The organism is Longimicrobiales bacterium, assembly GCA_028823235.1.
In the GTDB taxonomy this organism is placed as follows: domain Bacteria; phylum Gemmatimonadota; class Gemmatimonadetes; order Longimicrobiales; family Gaopeijiaceae; genus UBA2589.
Genome location: JAPKBW010000004.1, coordinates 171,664 through 186,929 on the forward strand (window position 1 = coordinate 171,664; position 15,266 = coordinate 186,929).

Here is a 15,266-nt window from a genome sequence, read left to right on the forward strand (position 1 = left end):
TCAATCTATCTCACCGGATCCTGACTCCTCCATCGATTCCTTGAGTCTCTTCAAGGCGCGATGGAGGCGGACGGCGACCGCGTTATTACTGATATTCAGATGCTCCGCTATCTCGGCATTGTCGAGATCCGACCCATATCGGAGACTCAGGATCTCCTGATCGGCCTGGCGGAGGGTCCGACTAGCGTTAAGCAACCGCTGGATTCGTTCTTGCTTGATGATCCGTTCTTCGTGCGACGGAACATCGGCTACAAGGTCCGGGATTCGGTCAAGCGACACGTGCAGAGAGCCGCGACGCTTTAAGGACCGCAGATGGTCCGAAACCGCGTTCTTCGCGATCCGCAGCAACCAGGTACGCGGAGAGGCTCTCATCTCGTCATATCGATCAAATGATCGGAGGGCCTTCATGAACACCACCGCGGTCACGTCTTCAGCTGTCTCTCGAGTCGCGACACGGAACCGAATGTACCGGAACACCGCGCTCTGATGCTCGACATACCAAGCGCCGAAATCACCTGGCAGAGGCGCCTCCGGCATGGGCTGGCGCTGCGCGGTCCCTGAGCGGGCTGTTTCTTGCTCGATTTGCATCACCCTGTACTACGCATCTGGCACCCCGGTGTTACAGGCGCGTCACGTGCTCTTGAAGTCGCCAAATACCAGTAATGCCGGGCACGCTCGTCGACCGCACCCGGCACACTGATCAGCCTAGAGCTGCGCCCCGACAAATGCTACGAGATCGACTACCCGAGAGGAGTAGCCCCACTCGTTGTCATACCAAGAAAGAACTTTGACCATACGCCCGTCCATGACGGCCGTGGAGAGAGCGTCCACTGTAGAGCTATGCGGGTCGCTCGTGTAGTCGACGGACACGAGGGGATCATGCGAGACACCAAGAATTCCTTTCATCGGACCGTCAGCAGCGGCCTGGAAAGCGGCGTTCACTTCCTCTTCCGTGACGTCTTTGTCGATTTCGGCCACGAGGTCGACGATCGAGACGTCGGCAGTCGGCACCCGAATCGCCATCCCGTCGATACGACCGGCCACCTCGGGAAGTACGAGGCCGGTCGCCTTGGCGGCCCCAGTCGTCGTGGGGATCATCGAGACGGCAGCCGCACGTGCACGACGGAGGTCCGAATGGGGGAGATCCAGAATCCGCTGATCGTTCGTGTATGCGTGAATCGTGGTCATGAGGCCATGACGGAAACCGAACGAGTTGGTCAATACCTTCACCACAGGGGCCAGACAATTGGTGGTGCACGATGCGTTCGAAATGATGTGGTGGTTGGCCGGATCGTACGCATCCTGATTCACTCCGAGAACGATCGTTACGTCCTCGTTCTTTCCCGGTGCGGAGATGATCACCTTCTTCGCGCCCGCCTCGATGTGCCTTGATGCACCAGCGTGATCCGCGAAGTGTCCTGTGGACTCGATGACGATGTCGACATCCAGATCCACCCAAGGCAGTGCCGACGGGTCGCGCTCACTGAGTACCTGAATCTCGTCTCCATCAACGACGAGGCCCTTGTCCGAGACTTCGATCGAGCCCGGGTAGCGCCCGTGCACGGAGTCATACTTGAGCAAGTGCGCCAGAGTGGCGGAATCCGTCAGGTCATTGACCGCGACGAAGTCGATTTCAGTCTGGCCGGACTGCTTCGCGCTTCTGAGGACGTTTCGTCCGATGCGCCCGAATCCGTTGATCGCTGCACGGATCGCCATGGGTGTCAGAGCTCCGATGTATGTGATGACCACAGGGTCTACGTAAGTCCACAATCATAACAATTCCGGCACCGGTGTGGTCGCTCAGGCCGCTCGACGTCCGCCATTCCTGGCCATCAGCCTCGGGAGTGTCGCGACAACGGCGTGAGCAGCCCCTTCGGCGCGAAGAACTGCCGACACCTCTCCGGCCGTCGCCCCCCGTCAGTACATCATCGACAAAGAATACCGTCAACCCATTCAGCGCACTCCTAGCCCCCGGGCCAAGTCTCGCGGCGCTGTTCCGAGGTAAGTGCCGTCTGGGACGAAGCGCCTAAGGCTCGCCCCACCACGTCACGGACGGGGAGATGCAAAACGGCACCGACACTTTCGGCGAGCGATGCGGCCTGAGAGGTTTCATCCCGAAGGCACTTGGCGATCTCACGCCCCATGAATCCTGCCAGTTCCTGCCATCCATCGTACTTGAGTGCATGCACGAGATGGTCGGCCGGGTGTGTGAGAATGGCTGAGTATCGGGCCACGGCGATGGTATCGGGCCACTCTCGGCACTCGAGACAGTCGTCCTAGACAGTGCGGCCGGTTCCCGTCAGATGATGAGAATGCCAACACCTCAGCCAGGTCGCCCGCGGGAGCCGACCGCGGCACATGACACAAACGAATTCGGCATCAGCCGCAGAAATCCACTCGCCACACGCAACGCACCCCCTTGGCACCAGGAACGTCAGAATCTCCCGAATGAGTCGGGAAAGCGTCATGCCTCCTGGTGAGCCTGGACTGCATCGCGCATCGCGTCGACGGGGGCGGCATGTCCCCACCACCGCTCGAACGAAGCGGCTCCCTGCTGAACTAGTATCTCGAGACCGTCTGTCGAACGGACACCCGCCGCTTCGGCGGACTGGACGAAGGCGGTCGTATGTCGTCCGTAGACCATGTCCATAGCAGCGCCGGCCCGATGCAGCATATCCAGATCCAGAGGAGTCACGTCTTCCGGATCAAGCCCGAGGCGGGTGGCGTTCACGATCAGATCGAAGCTCTCGCCCTCCAGCTCTCGGAAGATCGGGACGACGCGGGTCCGCTCCCCGCCAAGGCGCCTCGCCACCGCTCGGGCCCGGTCCTGTGTCCGATTGTACAGGAGGACCTCATCAGCTCCCTCTTCGAGGAGGCCGTGAAGCGCCGCTCGAGCCGCACCGCCGCCACCCAGCAACAGGACCCGTAGCCCCTTCGCATTGCCACCGATGAAGATCCGCAAGGCCTGCTGGAAACCATCGACGTCCGTGTTATCACCATGCAGCTTGCCGTGCTCATCACCCCAGAATGTGTTGCACGCCCCAGTTCGACGGACCGCCTCGCTCCGCACATCCAGTATGCTTGCGGCTTTTTCCTTGTGGGGCAGCGTCACGTTGCCGCCCCCGCCCGCTCGGGCCAGGCCCTTCATGAATCCGTCGAGATCATCGGCAGCGCACCGGACTGCGACATAGACCCCGTCCACACCCGCCTCGCGAAACGCAGCGTTCTGAATCTCCGGAGAAATGGAGTGCCCGACAGGATCTCCAAGCAGTGCGATGGTCCTGGTAGCTGCGGTTACGGTCATGGCTTTATCACCATTTCAAGTCTCGCGAAGGAGCGGGCAATCAGGTCGTCGAGAACTTCGAAGGTTTCAGCATACTCTTCGTCCGGGCCACCGATCGGATCGGGCACACCCTGACTCAGATCGTCCTCCTCGCCGGACGCGGCGAATGACGTGATGATCGCAGCTTGGTCACCCGCACCAAGCTCCATTACACGCATGAGGTGACTCGCCGACATGGTAAGGATAAGGTCGGCATCCTCGGCTACCGCTCGCGTCAGCTGAGTTGCCGAGTGGCTCGATAGATTGAGGCCGCGCGCAGCCGCAACGCGCAGAGATCCACCCGAAGCCGGGCTCCCTCCGAGTGCTGCGACTCCCGCTGAGGCGACCTCGACCTGATTCCATCCTCGCTCCTCGAGCTGCCGCTGTGCGATAACCTCCGCCAGGGGCGATCTGCACGTATTGCCGGTGCAGACAAACAGCACACGGAACGGACCCACGCTGGGCGTGCTTTCCTCAGTTGGATGACTGTCCATAGATCTCCGGTATTGCACAGCGAATACGTTCGATCGGCACTGTACCCTCCCTCAAGACAATGGGCACGGGGCCCATGCAGTCGATGACCGTCGAAGGGCCGGACTCGGGCAGCGTGCCTACGTCCAGCAGCCATACGTCGTCGGCTCCGATAGTCTCGAGCACCTCGCGTGCTTCCGCACCCGACGCAGCAGGGAGACTTCCCGAGATGTTGAGACTCGTAGAAGTGATGGCCCCACCGAACGCGGACAGTAACCGCTGTACCACAGGATGTGGAGACACTCGCACGGCGACACCACCTGAGGCTGGGTCACGGACGCCCGGAGGGAACGTGCTGTCAGGATCGCCGAGCACCAGCGTCACGGAACCCGGCCAAAAAATGTCGGCCAGCTCCGACGCCTCTTCGGTCCAAGCAAGCCCGGCGATCGACTCCCGGGACGCTACCAGGGCGATAAAGGACTTCTTTTCCGATCGTCCCTTAACCATTTGGAGTGCTCGCATACCCACCGCGGTACATGCGGACCCAAGGCCGTAGACCGTCTCGGTCGGATAACCGACAACCCCATCGTTCCTCAGATGATCGACGACCGGCCCAAGATCACGGTCGGGGTCGCCTCGCAAATCCAGTGTTCTGAGGGGCTGAGTCACTCGTCAGCCCTGGCCCTGAGGACCGCCTCGGCGATCGTGAGGTCCGAGAGGCGAGTGACCTTCAGGTTGAGACCTCCGTCGTCCACCATCTCGATGATGCCACCCTGACTCTCGACGAGCGCGGCGTCGTCGGTCGCGTTGTCGTCGCCCGAGGCGTAGGCCGCGCGAAGCACATCCGCCGGAAATACCTGCGGCGTGTGGGCATGCCACAAGGTTGCTCTGTCGGCGGTCGACAAGATACGGCCGGTGTCGTCCACAACCTTCATGGTGTCGACAGCCGGACAGCCCGCGACCACGCCGTGCCCTTGAGCGGTTCGATCAATGCACGCCGATACGACCTCAGCGGTCACCAGTGGCCGGGCCGCGTCATGGACCGCGATGACATCGACATCGTCAAGAGCCGCAATCGCTGCCACAACCGAGGCCCCGCGCGTGGCGCCGCCTTTGACGATCACCACTCGCTCATCGACCGATGTGAGCCACTCCGGCGGCTGCTCCGCATCATCCAGAGCAAGCGCGACGCAGACCGAGATGACACGGCTGTCCGCAAGGAAGGGTCTCAGGGAATGAAGCAGCACGGGCTCTCCACAAAGCTGGAGGAACAGTTTCCGCGCTCCCCCCATCCGCTGTCCGGTGCCGGCAGCCGGGATCGCCACCCCGACGCGGCAAGCGCCCCCCAGGCGCGGTCGATCCTTTGCGATTTTTGCTTCAACCGTCACGGACCGAAGCCGCCCCGGTTCCCTCCGTGATCATCACCGCCGGATCCACCCACGACAGAGTCAAAGCGGGTGTAGGCCTTCTGGAAATACAGAGGGACGACACCAGTCGGGCCGTTTCGCTGCTTCGCAATGATCAACTCTGCCTTGCCCTCCATTTCCTCCCGATTCTCCGCCGAAGCGTAGTACTCGGGCCGGAACAGAAACATGACGACATCGGCATCCTGCTCGATGGAACCAGAATCACGAAGATCGGACAGCATGGGTCGTTTGTCGGTTCGCTGCTCGGGACCTCGGCTGAGCTGCGACAAAGCAATCACCGGCACCTCGAGCTCACGGGCTAGCATCTTGAGGCCACGAGAGATCTGACTGACTTCCTGCACGCGCGATTCGGAAGACCCCGTTCCCGACATGAGCTGCATATAGTCGATCACGATCATGCCCAGATCCTTCCCATCAGCCCGCAGGTCGGACTGCATGCGCCGGGCCTTAGCTCGAATCTCCAGTACGTTGCTACCCGGCTGATCGTCGATCCAGATCGGGGCCGTGTTCAGGTGTCCCGCAGCAGTTCCAAGTCGTTCGTGCTCTTCGGGTGACAAGCGGCCTCTACGTAATTTCTGCGCGTCAATCCGACCCTCAGAACAGAGTAGCCGCTGCACCAGCTGGCTCGATGACATCTCGAGCGAGAAGATGCCGACCGGATTCTGATGCTGAATGGCCGCTGTAGCGGCAACGTTCAGCGCAAATGCGGTTTTCCCCATGGACGGGCGCGCCGCGATGATGCACAGATCGCCCTTCTGCAGACCTGTCGTCATGCGGTCGAGGTCGATAAAGCCCGTCGGTACCCCGGTGATGCCCGATGCAGACTCCTGGAGTCGCTCGATGTGTTCGAACGTCTGCCAGAGGATCTCCTTGATCCCGACGAATCCGGAGCGATTTTGGGCTTCCGCGACTAGAAAGATCCGAGCCTCTGCCTGATCCAGGATCTCGCTGACTTCGCGCTCCCCCTGCTCGTTGGCATCCCGAATGATATGGGTCGCCTGCTCGATCAGGCGCCGAAGAAGGGCCTTTTCACGCACTATCGTGGCGTGGTATTCGATGTTCGCAGCGGTCGGAACGGCGTCAACGAGCTGGCCGAGGTAATCGAGGCCACCGGACGAATCGAGCTCCTGTGTTTTCTTCAGTTCTTCGGTAATGGTGATCGGGTCGATCACCGCACCGCGTTCGAAGAGCCGCACCATCGCTCGGAAAATGCGACGATTCCCCTCACGGTAGAACATCCCATCCTGGACCATCTCAATGACACGCGTCACCGCGTCCTTATCGATCAGCATGCCGCCAAGAACAGCGGTTTCCGCCCGCAGGGAGAACGGAGGGGTCCGATCAAACACGTTGTTCGGGAAGTGTGGCGAAGCTTCCATGAACTCTCAGCGAGGCGGGCGAACTAGGGGACGGGGCACCATTCTAGCGCGTCGGTGCACCGTAGTCACATATTGACATCCCCGCCCGCAGCCTAGGCGCCCTGGCTATTGTCGATGACTCCACGCAGGAGTTGCATATCGTCCCAGAAAGCCCTTGTCCAGTTGGAGTTACGAAGCAATGCAGCCGGATGGTAGGTGACAACCAATGGGACCCCGTGGTAGCTGTGAACATTTCCACGGAGCTTCCCGAGAGCAGACTTATCCTGACCGGTCAGCAGTTTGCCGGAAAAGGAACCCACGGCCAGAAGCGCCGACGGCTTGACTAGGTCGATCTGTTTGCGGAGAAGAGGTGAGCACGTCTCGATTTCATCCGTCATGGGATCGCGATTCCCTGGCGGCCGACACTTCAAGACGTTCGCGATGTAAACCGACTCCTTTCGGTCCAGTCCCACGGTAGCCAGAAGTAGATCAAGAAACTGCCCAGCCGCACCGACGAACGGGACGCCGGTTTTGTCTTCATTCGCCCCCGGGGCCTCACCGACCACCATGAGTCGAGCGGTCGGGGGACCGTCAGAGAACACGACCTGTGTGCGCCCTGCGGAGAGACGACATGCCGTGCATCCCAGCGCGATCCCGCGGAGTTCCTCGTAGTCGTCCGGGAGCACAGGAAGAGGAGTGCCCGTCGAGCTAGAGGTCTGCCCCTCGACCGAAGCGGGCCGCGGAGCGGTCGCCTTACCAACGAACCGATCCGGTTCGGCCTGACCGCCTGTGCCACCGGAACTCGGCCGCGGAGCCGTAGGCCCCCGCCCAGCAGACGACAAGAGCACATCAGCGGCTCCGGCGGAGGGCCTTTCGGATTCGAGGGTGGCCGCAGCGGCCGCAAGCGCGAGCGCTTCTTCCCGGGTCATCCCGTCGAGCACCAGATCAGCCCCACCCATCTCGATACGCTGCCGCAGGAGCCGCGCGCTCTCCTTTATGCTCGGACGTTCGGTCACGAAGCCGCAATCCCTTCGAGCAGGCGTGCGACCCGATCGAGCAACGCGTCGGCCACCTCATCTTTGGACAAGAGGGGCAATGGCTCTGTGGAACCATCGGCACTGAGGAATGTCACCCGATTCGTAGAGACACCGAACCCTGCCCCAGCTTCGTTTGCATCGTTCGCCACGAGGAGATCGAAGCCTTTTTCCTTCAGCTTTTTCGACGCGTTCTCGAGCAGATCGTCAGTCTCAAGCGCGAAACCGACGATGACGCTACCGGGTTTGCGTTCGCTTCGCGTGTCGCGAGCCACGTCCGGGTTCGCCGTCATGGAGATCGTAAAACGTCCGTCCGTGTCATCCTTCTTCACCTTGCTGACCTTCGGATCGGTCGGCCGGAAGTCCGCGACCGCAGCTGAGAAGATCGACACATCGGCGTCAGCTAGTCGCTCCGCGACCGAGTCATGCATCTCACGGGCTGTGTCCACCGGGATGACAGCGACGCCGAACGGTGACTCGAGAGCAGAGGGCCCCGTCACGAGTGTTACCCGGGCACCCCTTCTCCAGGCGGCCTGTGCGATCGAGTAACCCATTCGGCCAGAAGACCGATTACCCACATACCGGACCGGGTCAATCGGTTCCTGAGTCGGTCCCGCAGTCACGAGTACGTGCCGACCGGCAAATATTTCCTGTGTGGCGAGGGCGCGCCCTATGGCTTCCTCGATTTCCCGAGGCTCGATCATCCGACCGGGCCCTTCGCCTTCGCCCACTGCAAGAGCTCCTTCGGCCGGGCCATGAATCTGGTATCCGAGTCGCTCTCTGATGTGTAGAAGGTTCTCCTGCACCTGGGTGTGGGCGTACATGCGGTCGTTCATGGCCGGGCAGATCACCACGGGCGCCCTCGTCGCGAGCAGCGTCGTGCAGATGAGGTCGTCAGCTCGCCCTTGTGCGGCGCGCGCGAGAAAGTCAGCGGTCGCCGGTGCCACGCATACCACATCGGCCTCTCGACCGAGCCGGACATGCAGAGCTGCACCATCCGCGGAGAACAGGTCTGTGAGCGTGGGACGCCCAGTCACACCCTCAAAGGTGAGCGGTGCGACGAATTTTTGGGCCGAGCGCGTCAAAATCACGTCAACAATGGCGCCCAAGCGAGTGAGGTCACGGGCAACCTGAATGCACTTATAGGCGGCGATGCCGCCAGTCACTCCCAACACGACACGCTTGCCCTCCCAGGGCCGACGCGGTGTGAGCGGAGTGCCCGGCATCAGCCACCCACCCCGCTACTAGGGCTCGTCGCGGCGCCGGCGCTTCACGAGGCGAAACTCGATCTGACCGGAGGTCAAAGCCTCGAGCGCACGCGTCGTCAGCTTCTTCTCTTCACCGAGCGGCATCGCGTCGCTGGGTAGCGAGTTGAGTTCGCGCGTGTATTTCGCAGCAACCAACACGCCGAGGTACTTGCTCTCGGTTGCGGCTGCGACCTCAATCGGGGTAAAAACTCGCATGGCACTTCCTGTTCAGAGACCTTCAGTTTTTGTCGTACTCATCGCGAAGGATCCGGACGATTTCCGTCCTGAAGTGCTCCGCATTCTGCTCAGGTGAGTCTGGCACCTCACCCCGGCCTTCAGTGATCGATCGAATCTCAGCGATGCATTTGTCAAGATCATCGTTGACCACAACATAATCGAAGTCCTTCAGGGCCTGAAGTTCCGTCAGCGCAGACCGAAGCCGCCGAGCAATGTCCTCGCGTCCCTCCGTACCCCGGCCCTTCAGGCGGGCCATCATAATATCGACGGACGGCGGCAGGACGAAGATCAGCACGGCATCTTCGATCGAGGCTCGTATCTGCCGGGCCCCCTGAACATCGATGTCGAGAACCACGTGCTCACCTCGCCGCGCGGCATCGTCGATTTCCGCTCGGGGTGTGCCGTAAAGGCGCCCGTGGACACTGGCCCATTCGACGAGCTCGCCGTCTTCGGCCCTTTTCTCGAAGTCTCCGATATCGAGGAAGTGATAGTCGACGCCGTCTACTTCACCTGTACGCGGGCTCCGAGTGGTCGCAGACACAGAGAACACATAGCGGTCGGAGTCACCCACGAGCCTCCTCGCGAGGGTCGTCTTGCCAGTGCCACTCGCTGCGGCGAGGACCACAGGGGCAGCTCGCTGGGTCATTCGACATTCTCGATTTGTTCACGGAGGCGCTCGATCTCTTCCTTGATGGAAACCGAAGCCTGCGCCACCTCGGCATCGTTCGCCTTAGAACCCACCGTATTGGCTTCACGGTGCATCTCCTGGACCAGGAAGCCGAGGCGCTTGCCGACCGGCTCGGTCGCGTCTCCCTCAAGCGCTTCCCGAAAGAGCTCGATGTGTGATCGAAAGCGTACGATTTCTTCGTTGATGTCCCACTTCTCGGCGAGGAACGCTACCTCGCGGGCGAGCCTCTCCTCGTCGACCTCGACCTGCTCGCTGAGTTCACGCACCGCTTCTCGCAGGCGATCGCGGTGCTCGATCAGACGCTGCGGTGCGCGAACCTCTACGACATCGATCTGCGTGCCAATCGCGTCGAGGCGACCCCGGAGGTCGGCCTCAAGCCGCAGGCCTTCCGCCTCTCGCATATCACGGCAAGCCGATGCGGCCTTCGCCGCCAGATCCGAGACCGCCTCCACCTCGACGCCGGCGGTGCGATCAGCCTCCGGAGCCCGAAAGATGTCTCCGAAGCGACTCATTAGCGCGAGGTCGGCATCCCCCGGAAGATCCAACGCGTCCTTGAGGCTTTCGAGTGCAGCCTGATACCCACGAGCCTTTGCGAGGTCGATCGAGGGCCCGGGTTGAAGCTCCGCAGACGTGCGATCGAGGGAGAGGAACACGTTCACGTGACCCCGTCCGATATGCTCTTTAAGAGCATCTGTGATCGGCTTCTCATACTTGTCGAAGCCGGACGGAGTCTTGATGCTCGAGTTGAAAAACCGGTGGTTCACAGTCTTCACTTCTAGGCGAAGCCGTCCTGCAGACGTATCGCCTTCGGCGTCACCGAACCCAGTCATGCTCTTGATCATTCGCTACCTCCGAGAGAGGGCGGAAAGTAAGCCGGGGAGAACTCTTCCACCTAGTTCCAGAGGTCCCAGCGGAGTGCAAAGAAGGAGCGCGCGTAAGGAAGCAGGCGCCCAGGATAGGTTTGGTTACCTCGGCGCAGGGTCGCATTGTCCATGCCGAGCCAGAGCCGGACGGTCACGACCCTGACCTGGATGTGACCATACCAGCTTTGATAAAACGGCACTTCCACGACGCCGCCGGCACCCGACCCACCATCGTCCACAAACGTGAGCATGGGATCGTGCCCGCGGACCCCGGCGGAGAACCACAACTCGAGATTCCCGGTTTCCTTGAAAACTTTATGGTATTCGAACGCCCCCTGGTACGTCTGTTCAGGCAGATACGGGCCGGGTTCCTCCCACCTCTGGTATGAGCCCTCGATGGTGAGTGCCTGCCAGCGCGTCGGGAGGATCGCCATGGCCTCGAATCCGGTGCGATGTACTCCCATGTCGGCGGGTGCGCCGTAGTCGGCCTCTGTGCCGAGCGGGAGCGCCAGATCAGACCAGGTATATAGGGTCGCCCCGGCCAGCGTCACGCCCCAGCGGGAAAAGGAAAGCCCGGCCCGGCCGGTTTTTCGATCGGTAATAGCCGCGACACCTGGCACGATGTCGGGGGCCTCTGGGGCGACGGTCCCGTCCATGAGCATGGCACCCCTGCTCCCGAACTCGCCTTCCGCGAAGGAGCCGAAGAGCGTTACGCCCCGAATCGGATTCACCCATGCTCGGCCGCCATAGTTGAGCGTGCCGGTACCGTTCCAGGTGCCCTGCGAAACGTGTCCGGTCAGGCCACCCCATCGGTCTCTTGCGAACCCGAGCGATAAGTCGGCTGCCCGACTGGGCAGATCTCCTTCGAACTGCCGATACGCTCCGTTCAACCAGAACCCGCCGCGATCCACAGCGAGCGATCCGCCGATCTGACCCCGCGACCCTCCAATCGTGTGGATGCTTGCCGCCGTTTCAGCCGAGAGGCTCGATCTGCCCGCGTATCCGCTGACGACGACCCCGTCGACGACACGCAGGCCAGCCTTGGCCATGACATCGGTCCGTGTCAGGGTTGGCGTGTACTCCACGACCTTCGTCTGCGATTGAGAACGCCGCAGATCGAGCCCGATACCGAACCGATTCTGCAGATGTACTTGGTACCGAACCCAGCTTCCGGTCCGGTTCCCGCCCTCTTTCCGATCTTGCCCCCTGCCTCGTGTGTCCATCCGCTCGAGTCCGATGCCCAGACTCCCCCCCAGCGCGGTGGGGTCCGTGTAGATACCCCGGAACATGTTCGTGTTCAAGTCACCCGTTCCGGCCTCGATGACCGAGAAAGGACGGCCGTCATCGTATTCATATGACGTGAGCTTGATAATCATCTGACCCATCGAGCGCTCAAGACGAATTCGGCTCACCGCGACGAGGCCGATGCGCTGGAGGTCCGCCACTCCGCCATCGACCGGATATACCTCAAATCCGTCCCGAAATACGCGATAGCCCGCGCCTCCAAGTCCAAAAGCACTTATTGACGCCGGAGTCCCGTAGTCTCCACCGAGCAGCGTGATCAGGCCCGGAATCTCCTGGAAAAGTTCAGCGAGCGTGTTGGCCCCGGATGCCATGAGGCTGTGGCGATCCCACTCCCAGATGCCCGTCGCAAAACCGACAGGAGCCTCTCCGGTGCCACGGGGGATGTTGTAGAAAATCGTATCCGCAGAGAGGGAGTCGGCGACCAGCGTGTCACCCTCTGCGAGGGCGCGGGAATCCAGTGCGAGAGAATCGACAGCGAGCGAAGGCAAGCCCAGAGCAGTCAGTGAGTCCACTACGACGATCGAGTCGGGGGGCTCCTGAGCCTGGGCCGGCACCGCGATCAGGATGCCGAAGAGAACTGCGCCAGCGGCGCGTTTCACCCGACGCGACTCCGGACCCATTCGACCAACATCCGTGTGGGGAACCCGAGCGCCCCATTCCTCTGGTACGACAGCTTCCCTTCACCGTACGCCATGCCCGCGATGTCGAGGTGTGCCCAACGGGTATCTCCGACGAACTCACGCAAAAATGCCCCCGCGGTGATCGAACCTCCTGGCCTGCCCCCAATGTTTTGAAGGTCAGCGGTCGGGCTGTCGAGCTGCTTCCGGAATTCATCCCAGATCGGGAGTTCCCAGCACCGCTCACCTGAGGCGTCACCTGCGGCGCGCAACTCGCGAATCAATTCGTCGTCATTGCCCATGACCGCAGCCGCATGATGACCAAGCGCGATGATTACGGACCCCGTCAGCGTGGCGCAATCGACCATGGCGGCCGGGTTGAGCCGCGCGCCCCACGTGAGCGCATCAGCTAGGATCAGACGCCCCTCGGCGTCGGTGTTGATGACCTCAATTGTCTTGCCGGCCAGGCTATTGATGACGTCACCCGGTTTCGTGGCAGTGCCGGAAGGCATGTTGTCGGACGACGGCACGATCCCGATGACATTCGCCTGCACACCAATCTCGGCGATGGCCTGCATCGCGCCAATGACCGCAGCACCACCAGACATGTCGTACTTCATCTCCTCCATGCCTGCCGGCGGCTTCAGCGAGATCCCCCCGGAATCAAAGGAAAGCCCCTTCCCGACCAGCACGAGCGGAGCATCCCCAGACGTCCCGCCCTGATGCTCGAGGATGATGAACCGAGCCTCTTCCTCCGAACCTCGGGTAACCGACAGCAACGCATGCATCCCTTCTTTCAGCATGCGTTCTTCGTTGAACACGGTAGAGCCCAGGCCTACGAAGCCGGCCATGCGGACGGCCTCATCGGCGATATGGGTCGGCGTCGCAACGTTGCCCGGGCGAGACTGAAGCGTCCGGGCGAAGTTGGCCCCACGGGCGATGGCGGCCCCTGCCATCGCTCCCGCTGCCGCGCCCGCGTTGTCTCGGCCTCCGACGAGATCGATCTGGCAAACATTCACGACGGGCTCGTCCGAGTCGTCGGACTTGAGTTCGGTGAAACGCCAAGCGGCGAGGCCAGCTCCCTCTGCCGCTGCCTGAGCAGCAGCATCAGCACTCACATCACCGAGCCCATCAAGGCAGATCGCGACCTCCTCGAGGCGTAGCTCTTCCGCGGCACGTACTGCGCGACCCGCCATCCGACGAATCAGCTCAGGGTCGACCGACTCGGCCTGTCCCAGTCCGAGCAACACGATCCGCTCGGGTCCCCTAGCCGGTCCATACAGCACGACCTGATCAGCGATCCGTCCGCGCATGTCGCCCGAAGTCATCGCCCGAGACACGGTTCCATCCAAGGCCCTGTCGAGATCACTCAGGGTCGGCGAGGACGCATCTGCTTCTTCGGTAACGCCAACGGCGAGTAAAGGCGTTTCATGACCCGCGGGCGTCGCGTCAATGAAGCTCAGCTGCATCGGGGATTCCTTTCGTACATGGTTGGGGTGTCGGTACGTCCGAGCCCCTTGTTCACGGGGGCTACGGCGTTGGTTCCACTCAGTTCGGGACGCCCTCAGCCGTCTCGACGACGAGTTGGTCGACGACATCCTTCAAGTCGCCGGTTTCTTCGAATCTAGCGAGCTGTCGATCGGCACTCGTGCCCCGCTCCAGAATCGTAAAGGCGTATTCGACCTCCTTTCGACTCCCGAGGTCGTCGAGCACGTCATCCAGGAACCAACCGATGAGCTCCTCGATGAGCAGCTTCGCCGAGGTCTCCCTTTCTTTTCCGAGGTCGAGCAGGTTGCCCGAGACTCCGTACCGAACAGCGCGCCACTTGTTTTCTTCGATGAGCGACAGTGGATATACGCGGAAGGTCATGTTGTCACGTCGGAGCTTCCACAGCTTGGCGATGATGGCTTGGATAATCGCTGCGATGCACACCGCCTCATCGACGCGGGTGCAGATGTCGCAGAGCCGGAACTCGAGCGTCGGATAGAGATGATGGGGCCGCGAGTCCCACCAGATCTTCGATGCGTCCTCGATGGCGTTTGCGCTCACCAGAGAACGCAGAATGTGTTCATACTCCGCGTGGGTGTAGAACGTCGGGGGGATGCCGGTTCGCGGGAAGTTCCGCCACTGCACGCTTCGATATGACTTGAGGCCGGTGGTTCGCCCAATCCAGAATGGGGAGCTTGTCGACAACGCCAGTATGTGCGGGAGAAAATACCGCGACACCCGCATGGCATCGATGAGGAATTCCTTGTCTTCGATACCCACGTGAACGTGCATCCCGAAGATCAAATTCTTCCGAGCGAGATCCTGCAGGTCTTGCTCCACGCCCTGATATCGCTCAAGCGGCGTGATCTCTTGATCCATCCAGGACGAGAACGGATGCGTCCCCGCCGCCAAGATCTTCAGACCATCTTCTGCCGCGAGGTCGATCACTGCCCCGCGCAGGCGGACAACCTCCTCTCGGATCTCACTGGGTGTCGCACACACCGAGCTTCCGACCTCTACGACTGACTGATGCAGCTCCGGTTTGACGCCCTCTACCGTGATCTGACCATCGGAGTCGAGGATCTGCGTGATGTAAGACCGCAGCTCCCGAGTCTCTGGATCGACGATCTGGTACTCCTCTTCGATCCCGAGCGTCAGCGACGGGTCTTTCATCGTACTTCCTGCGGATCCAGCGTCACGGAGCGGGGA

At 61.5% G+C, this 15,266-nt stretch carries 16 protein-coding genes; all 16 read right to left on the reverse strand.

All coding sequences use genetic code 11. The features are described from left to right. Complete coding sequence (locus OSA81_03640; protein ID MDE0898085.1) at positions 1-588, reverse strand: sigma-70 family RNA polymerase sigma factor; 588 nt, start codon at positions 586-588, stop codon at positions 1-3. 117 nt (positions 589-705) lie between these two features. Continuing rightward, the gene (gene gap / locus OSA81_03645; protein MDE0898086.1) at positions 706-1,716 is read right to left on the reverse strand and encodes a type I glyceraldehyde-3-phosphate dehydrogenase; all 1,011 of its coding nucleotides are present in this window, start codon (positions 1,714-1,716) and stop codon (positions 706-708) included. A gap of 248 nt (positions 1,717-1,964) precedes the next feature. Then, entirely contained in the window at positions 1,965-2,234 is a 270-nt protein-coding gene (locus OSA81_03650) for a hypothetical protein (protein ID MDE0898087.1), read from the reverse strand. Between the two features lie 230 nt (positions 2,235-2,464). Continuing rightward, positions 2,465-3,304, reverse strand: a complete 840-nt coding sequence (gene aroE / locus OSA81_03655) for a shikimate dehydrogenase (protein ID MDE0898088.1) — start codon at positions 3,302-3,304, stop codon at positions 2,465-2,467. After that, positions 3,301-3,816 (reverse strand): hypothetical protein, encoded by a 516-nt coding sequence (locus tag OSA81_03660; GenBank protein ID MDE0898089.1) that lies wholly within the window; start codon positions 3,814-3,816, stop codon positions 3,301-3,303. Before OSA81_03660 ends, aroE begins: the two co-directional genes overlap by 4 nt. Next, positions 3,797-4,462 carry an L-threonylcarbamoyladenylate synthase gene (locus tag OSA81_03665; protein MDE0898090.1) on the reverse strand — a complete coding sequence of 222 codons (666 nt, stop codon included), beginning with the start codon at positions 4,460-4,462 and terminating at the stop codon, positions 3,797-3,799. Before OSA81_03665 ends, OSA81_03660 begins: the two co-directional genes overlap by 20 nt. Beyond that, complete coding sequence (gene ispD, locus OSA81_03670; protein MDE0898091.1) at positions 4,459-5,118, reverse strand: 2-C-methyl-D-erythritol 4-phosphate cytidylyltransferase; 660 nt, start codon at positions 5,116-5,118, stop codon at positions 4,459-4,461. Before ispD ends, OSA81_03665 begins: the two co-directional genes overlap by 4 nt. A gap of 59 nt (positions 5,119-5,177) precedes the next feature. Continuing rightward, entirely contained in the window at positions 5,178-6,599 is a 1,422-nt protein-coding gene (gene dnaB / locus OSA81_03675) for a replicative DNA helicase (protein MDE0898092.1), read from the reverse strand. Between the two features lie 92 nt (positions 6,600-6,691). Then, on the reverse strand, positions 6,692-7,594 hold the full coding sequence (locus OSA81_03680) for a uracil-DNA glycosylase (GenBank protein ID MDE0898093.1): 903 nt from the start codon (positions 7,592-7,594) through the stop codon (positions 6,692-6,694). Continuing rightward, a complete protein-coding gene (gene coaBC, locus OSA81_03685; GenBank protein MDE0898094.1) occupies positions 7,591-8,838 on the reverse strand; it encodes a bifunctional phosphopantothenoylcysteine decarboxylase/phosphopantothenate--cysteine ligase CoaBC in 1,248 nt (415 codons plus the stop codon). Before coaBC ends, OSA81_03680 begins: the two co-directional genes overlap by 4 nt. 18 nt (positions 8,839-8,856) lie before the next feature. Continuing rightward, complete coding sequence (rpoZ, locus tag OSA81_03690; protein ID MDE0898095.1) at positions 8,857-9,075, reverse strand: DNA-directed RNA polymerase subunit omega; 219 nt, start codon at positions 9,073-9,075, stop codon at positions 8,857-8,859. Between the two features lie 22 nt (positions 9,076-9,097). After that, a complete protein-coding gene (gmk, locus tag OSA81_03695; GenBank protein MDE0898096.1) occupies positions 9,098-9,742 on the reverse strand; it encodes a guanylate kinase in 645 nt (214 codons plus the stop codon). Next, entirely contained in the window at positions 9,739-10,626 is an 888-nt protein-coding gene (locus OSA81_03700; protein ID MDE0898097.1) for a YicC family protein, read from the reverse strand. The genes gmk and OSA81_03700 overlap by 4 nt, the downstream gene beginning before the upstream one ends. A gap of 50 nt (positions 10,627-10,676) precedes the next feature. Next, positions 10,677-12,551 (reverse strand): Plug domain-containing protein, encoded by a 1,875-nt coding sequence (locus OSA81_03705; protein ID MDE0898098.1) that lies wholly within the window; start codon positions 12,549-12,551, stop codon positions 10,677-10,679. Further along, the gene (locus OSA81_03710; protein MDE0898099.1) at positions 12,548-14,038 is read right to left on the reverse strand and encodes a leucyl aminopeptidase; all 1,491 of its coding nucleotides are present in this window, start codon (positions 14,036-14,038) and stop codon (positions 12,548-12,550) included. The genes OSA81_03705 and OSA81_03710 overlap by 4 nt, the downstream gene beginning before the upstream one ends. 79 nt (positions 14,039-14,117) lie before the next feature. After that, positions 14,118-15,230, reverse strand: coding sequence for a carboxylate-amine ligase (locus OSA81_03715; GenBank protein ID MDE0898100.1), 1,113 nt, complete (start codon positions 15,228-15,230; stop codon positions 14,118-14,120). Positions 15,231-15,266: the final 36 nt, after the last annotated feature.